The organism is Pseudomonas sp. SWRI111 (assembly GCF_014268555.1).
GTDB lineage: Bacteria > Pseudomonadota > Gammaproteobacteria > Pseudomonadales > Pseudomonadaceae > Aquipseudomonas > Aquipseudomonas hamedanensis.
The window spans coordinates 168,517-174,887 of the sequence record NZ_JABWQQ010000013.1 but is presented as its reverse complement, the minus strand read 5'-3'; the positions used below and the strand labels follow the sequence as shown (position 1 = coordinate 174,887).

2 protein-coding genes and 1 pseudogene are annotated in these 6,371 nt (G+C 56.5%); all 3 read left to right on the top strand.

The genetic code is table 11. The features are described 5' to 3' along the window. Positions 1-2,148: pseudogene (locus HU755_RS16775) on the top strand (hypothetical protein); the annotation flags it as partial. A 498-nt stretch (positions 2,149-2,646) separates the two neighbouring features. Then, positions 2,647-3,006, top strand: coding sequence for a DUF6124 family protein (locus HU755_RS16770; RefSeq protein ID WP_186548715.1), 360 nt, complete (start codon positions 2,647-2,649; stop codon positions 3,004-3,006). Positions 3,007-3,458: 452 nt separating this feature from the next. Then, entirely contained in the window at positions 3,459-6,314 is a 2,856-nt protein-coding gene (locus tag HU755_RS16765) for an Ig-like domain-containing protein (protein ID WP_186634611.1), read from the top strand. Positions 6,315-6,371 lie beyond the last annotated feature (57 nt).

The following is a 6,371-nucleotide window of genomic DNA, read 5'->3' as shown; positions in this document are numbered from 1 at the left end:
GAAGTCCCGTTCAACATCGAAGCCAAGTTGATCAAGGACAATGAAGGCGGAACGGTGATCGCCCGGTACGAAATCAAACGCGCGGCGGGCGGGACGAGTTATGCCGAGCCGCTGGAGTTCAGTGTTGGGGTGGCGCTGGACCTCACCGCACCCGGTATCAAGGAAGCGCCAAATGGCACCAGCCTCGACCCGTTTGCGGCCAAGGAAGCCCTGACTGCGGTTGTTCCAGCCTTCGACAACATGGTCGGCACCCAGTTGAGCGTGACCTGGACCGGCACGGCTGGGCATGGTAGCCACACCACTGTGGCGATCACCGTGACCACGCAAGGGCCTCAAAACATTGTGTTACCCAACTCGCTTGTCGCACACAACTTGAGCGCATCAGTGACGGTGACCTACAGGGTGATCCACAATGACACGCCCTGGGATTCCAAGCCTTTTGTCTTGGCAGTGCTGCCTATTGCGCATGGGGATGCCAACCTGCCGACGCCAAGCATCGATGGGGCGGTGGGCAATGAGCTGAATGTGATTCAACTGGCGGATGACGCGAAAATACAGATCGCCAAATGGCCCCTCCAGCTCTCCGGCCAGAGCATCTGGCTGCGTTACGACGGCATCGGCAAGACGGGTAGCCCGGTAGAACTCGTGTTCTGGGCCGGGGCAGCGCATCACTATACGGACGGCGTGGTTTATGCCGCGCAGGTTGCATGGCTCCGTGAACTCAAGGATGGCAGTTCGCTGACGATCACCTTCAAGGTGAATTTTAATGGTGTGGCCGATGCCGGTACGGCGGTGAGTTTTCCAATACGCACGTACATCGTCAAGACTGTTGAAGATGTGAAACCGGAAATCAGCAAGATCACCGGTTCGACAGACGAGGCCGAAATTCCTCAAGGCGGGGTGACGGTGGAAACGGCCGTCACCCTGAGCGGCGTCGCGGCCAACGGCCAGAAGGTCGAAGTCTTTGACGGCAATGTCTCCAAAGGTCAGGCAACGGCACATGCCACCACTGGCGTCTGGACGTTGCTCGTCACTGCCCTGGCTGTGGCGGCACACAGCTTTACCGCCAGGGCGCTGTACGGTTCCGGTGCATCATCGGCGGCCTGGACGTTGACCGTGACGGCGGTCGTCGTCCCTACGCTGAGCAACGTGCTTGACGACAACAACGTTGAAGTTCCCGAGGGTCAAACTACCGTCAGTACCACCCTGCTGCTCAAAGGCACAGCGAGCCTGGGTCAGAAGATCAATATCCGTGACGGCACCGGTACCGGTTCAGCCACAAGGGGAACTGCGACCGCCGGCCTGACGACAGGTCTCTGGGAGTGTCCGATTACCGTGCCACTCGGCGCCCGGCGGTTGTACGCCGAGGCGCTTTATCCGAGTAATCCGTTGTATTCGAACGTTCGTAACCTGACCGTGACGCCGGTTGTCGTCCCGACGCTGGACAATGTGCTGGACGACAACGGGGTAGTAGTGCCAAAGAATACAAACACTCTTAGTACATCTCTAACACTCAAAGGCAACGCCAGCATCGGTCAGAAAATCGAAATATTCGACGGTATGACGTCCACAGGTGAAGTCACCGCTACATCGGGTAGTTGGGAAAAGCTGCTTACAGGTCTGAGCTTTACCTCGCACACTTTCACCGTTAAAGCGCTGTATGGCGCCGGGGACTCTTCGCAGCCATACAATATCAATGTCATCAATTATGATATTGAAGACTTTGAAAAATGCGCACTAGGAGACATTCCTCAAAACCTTAACTACTCAACCTCATTATTAACATTGAAATGGCAAGTAACAAACCCTCAAGGATTGTTAGTTGGAAAAATTATAGAACGCTCAGGCAAACAGTTATATATTTTTTCAGCCGGAATAAGCCCAGGCCCACAGCCGACGTTAAAAATTGAGATAACACTTAGCACCCCTTGCTCGCGACTAAGCATAGACCACAACTTAATCATATCAACCACTGCAACCCGTCGAATTAATTATTACAATGCCGCAGGAGTTTTTTTAGGCTTTAAAGATCCGACTCCAAACAGCCAAACGAATACAATTTTTTCTGGTTCAAATATAAAAAAACTAGAAATAATCATACTTGGAAGCGGCAACATGTACTTCGACAATATTAAAATGGAGTACTAAAAAGAGCGAAAAAGGGGACGCATTTATTTATCGCGGCAGGGCTGGCCCCTTCGCGAGCAGGCTCGCTCCCACAGGAATCTTCAGTGGCATGAAGCTTTGCCTACAACAAGGATCAACTGCGTGCGAGCTTGCTCGCGAAGGGGCCATCAAGTCCGACGCAACTCTTCGTTTAAACGAAGCTGTTTAAAAGACACCTGCAGACACGGTCTCAAGGCTACAAATCCTTGCGCCATTGCCTACAGCCGAGCCAGAATCCGCCGGCTTGTGCGCCTTGGGGGCGGGTTCTATTGTGGGTCGTCGCTGACACATCAGCGATCGGGTCTCGCAGCCCGTCGATCTCTGGACGCACAACACCCGCCTTCTTTATGGCGGCTGTACGTGGGAGACCTTCGGGTCTGCCGGTTCTAGAGTCCCGGTCTGCGACCCGCGTATAGCTGCCACCTTACTTTTCGTATCGCAGCGAAATGTGGCGGCTCCATCGACTCTAGGAGCTTCACCATGATCAAACCCACACCCAACCCACCCGAAACCGACCCCACCTCCCCCTACGAATCCCTCGATTCAAGAAAACTCCACCAAGCCGCCGACCGCGCCCTCGATCACTACCTCTGCCCACCCGGCTCCACCCCGCCGCCTCGTAGCAACCGCGCAATGTATGCCGTCACCGCAGACACCAAAAACGAAGACCTGCTGGCCAACGCCTGCGAAACGCTCGCTTCGGCGAAAAACATTGCCAACGACTTCGCCAGCCTCATGCCAACGTCGCAGCGCCGAACGCTGCTGGGCATTGCGCAACTGATTATGCTGGGGGAACTGGCGGTGAACCGGGTGCTGGATAACCTGGAGTTGCCAGGGTGATGCCGGCTGGCTGAGTTGTCCGGCGATCATGCCGGCCTCTTCGCGAGCAGGCTCGCTCCCACATTTGATCCTTGTCCGGCACAAAACTGAAGAACCCTGTGGGAGCGAGCCTGCTCGCGAAGGCTGACTCTCAGCCAACACATGGCTTCAGGCAGAAAAAACCCGCCGCCCAATCAACCGGGTCGGCGGGGTCGGGCCGTTTCCGTCCCACTGTGTCCACCTTCACTGGGTGCCCCGACAGCATAACCGTTGGTCGCAAAGGGGCATTCCCCTGTCAGATCTGACAGGTGCGCAAATCAAACAACACGCGTTCAATCATTCCATCCACGGATGCGAGTGTCCGCCATGTTCGCCAATGATTCCGTTCGGGAAGAATCCCCGACTCTGCAAGCGTTCGATGTCACAGGCCTTCGCCACTCAAGTTCTGAAAACCCTTCAAGAGGGATGTCCTGATGCCTGCCGGTTCGATTTCCCTGTTCCCGCCCTACGACGATGAAAACCAGCCACTGGCGCTGCGACCGATCCTGATCGCGGGGATGCAAACGCCCGTGGAGGACGGCGATGGCGGGATCAATTTCAAGACCGCCACCGACTACCCCGAAGGGCTGCTGTGCGCCATCGATACTTATCCGAGTCCCATGAAAGAGGGCGACAAGCTTGAGATTCATTACAACGGGGGAAAAATCCTCGAACGATGGGTGGCCGCCGACGAAGTCGATCAACGGGTGTTCTTTTATTTGCCGGCGCCTGAGCAGTCTGGATGGATTGAAGACTGCCATTACGTACTGACTCGTGCAGGCGAGACCGTACCCGACCCGCCCTCGGCGTCCCTGCGGTTATGGGTCAAACTTTACAAGCCGGGTAACCGTGATAAAGAGCCGCACTTGCCCGATGGCCATTCAGAATTGAACATCGTCCAACTGCCCACTGAACTGATCGAGCAGGGCGTCATCGATGCCGAGTGGGCAAAAAAAGGTGTGCTGGTCACCGTTCCGTTCTACGTCTACATCACCCGCAACGACCAGATCCGTCTGCAACTGGGCAGTTACTCGCTACCCGCCCATCTCGTCACGCAGGCACAGGCCGAGCATAAGGAGCCGATCGAGGTTTACATCAACCAGGAGGCCATTCTCGGTGCGGGCGACGGTAACCAGCTGGAGATCAAATACGACGTCAATGATGAAGTCTGGAACTGGGCGGACCGCCATTCCAAACGCACCTGCATCGACGTGGACGCCGGCGGCTGGCGTCTGGAGGCGCCGATCATCAAGGAAGCTTTTAACAAAGTGATCACCATCAGAGACCTGGACAAGAAGCCGGTAACGGTGCAGATCCATGTCAGAGGCGATGAATTCGACCTGGGGGATACTCTAACGATGACCTGGCTCGGTAAGCCGCCAAATAATGGCAAACCGATCAGCCGTAGCGAAACCCGCATCATCGACAACATCCCCAGCGTGTTGGAAATCCCGGTGCCCTATGAGGAAGTCAGGGCGATTGCCCAAGGCACGGCCGACGCCTCCTACATACTCTACAAAAAAGATGGCGGTGACCCGCTGTCGTCAGAACGCGCCCTGGCTGATGTCGTGGGCGACGTCGACATGCTTCCCGAGCCAATCCTTCTGCAGTTGCTGGGCGACACCCTCGATCCGGACGAGCCCAACGCCACTGTCGAAGTCCGCTATGCCATGAAAAACGGCGACCTGATCAACCTGGTCTGGCTGGGTAAGAAATCCAACGACCAACCCTATCTGCATGAACAGCCTCATACCGTCAGCGAAAACGATGCCAGGCAAGGGTGGGTCAGGTTCGACGTCAATGCCGAGCATATCAGCGTGCTGCGCAACGGCACACTCGACCTGTCTTACCGGGTCGCCAACGATGACTCGGGACTTTACGACGTCCGCGAGTCCGAGCGATTGCTGGCCAGGGTCGAGACGGTCAGGGCGACGCTGCCCAAACCTGTTGTGGAGGAAGCCGAACCGCCGGGTGACGTGCTCGATCCTTCCAAGGTGTTCGACAATGTTCATGTGCTGATCGCCGAGGCGAACACCGTCAGGGGTGATGTACTGACGTACTACTGGCGCAGTCCCAATCCCTTCGGCAGTACCAGCGACTGGTTGCCCATCACCACGGTGAGCGAAGGCGAGCCCGTGCGCTTTAGAGTGGATGCACGGTTCGTGACGGCCAACATCGGCGAACGGGTGCAGGTGCGCTATTCCTTGAGACGCGCCGCTAGTGGGCAGTATGAATACTCTGCAACGCTCGAGCTGTTGGTGGCTGATTGGGTGTCACCTACGATCAGTTCGGTGGTCGATGCCAAGGGAAGCGAAATACCCAATAGCGGCATAACCTTTGACACCAGCGTCACCATCACCGGCAAGGCCAGCCCCGGCCAGACTGTGCAGCTTTACGATGGCAATACGGCGATCACCCCGGTCGTGACAGTCGATGCCAGTGGCAACTGGAGCAGAGTTCTCAGCGCCTTGAGCATCGCCGCGCACGCCATCAAGGCCAAGGCGCTGTACGGGGCACAGCCGGAGTCGGCGGTGCGCGGCTTTACCGTCGCACAAACCGTGACCCCGACCATCGTTGAAATCAGGGACTCCACGGGCCCGGTCGCCCCGAACGGTATTACCTTTGACACCAGCGTCACCATCACCGGCAAGGCCAGCCCCGGCCAGACTGTGCAGCTTTACGATGGCAATACGGCGATCACCCCGGTCGTGACAGTCGATGCCAGTGGCAACTGGAGCAGAGTTCTCAGCGCCTTGAGCATCGCCGTGCACGCCATCAAGGCCAAGGCGCTGTACGGGGCACAGCCGGAGTCGGCGGTGCGCAGCTTTACCGTCGAGAGTTGGATAGATTCTGTTACCGACTTTGCTAACGGAACTGCAGGTAACTGGATAAAAGGGCCGGCAGGTAACGAAGGCCGGATAGTCAATGGGTTATTTCACAATGATACCCAGGGCGGATCAGGCCATTCAGGCATGCTGTTCAGCCAATCATTCCGATTTGTAGTCGGACAAACCTATTCGTTCAGCTATCGACTGCGAAATTTCAGCCCTCTGGTCAATAACCTCCCCCCGATTTTCTCAGTCAAACTTTCATCTGGACAACAGATCTTGCCGGTCTACAACGTTCCTCGAGACGGCAAGTGGTACATCCAAACGGCGAATTTTTCAGTCACCCAGAGCGCGGACTACACGATTCAAGTAATGAGCCATCAGGACCGCGGAGGGGGCAGTGGAGCCGAGGGTGGCAACGATTATCAAATCGATGACATTATTGTCCGACGAGTCCGCTGAATTACCTTCGCATCAAGGTTGCTACATTGAACGCGAATACGCCTCGCAACTGCGGGG

Coding starts and splice junctions, on each gene's coding strand:
- HU755_RS16770 (WP_186548715.1), top strand. CDS start 2,647: ATGATCAAACCCACACCCAACCCACCCGAAACCGACCCCACCTCCCCC.
- HU755_RS16765 (WP_186634611.1), top strand. CDS start 3,459: ATGCCTGCCGGTTCGATTTCCCTGTTCCCGCCCTACGACGATGAAAAC.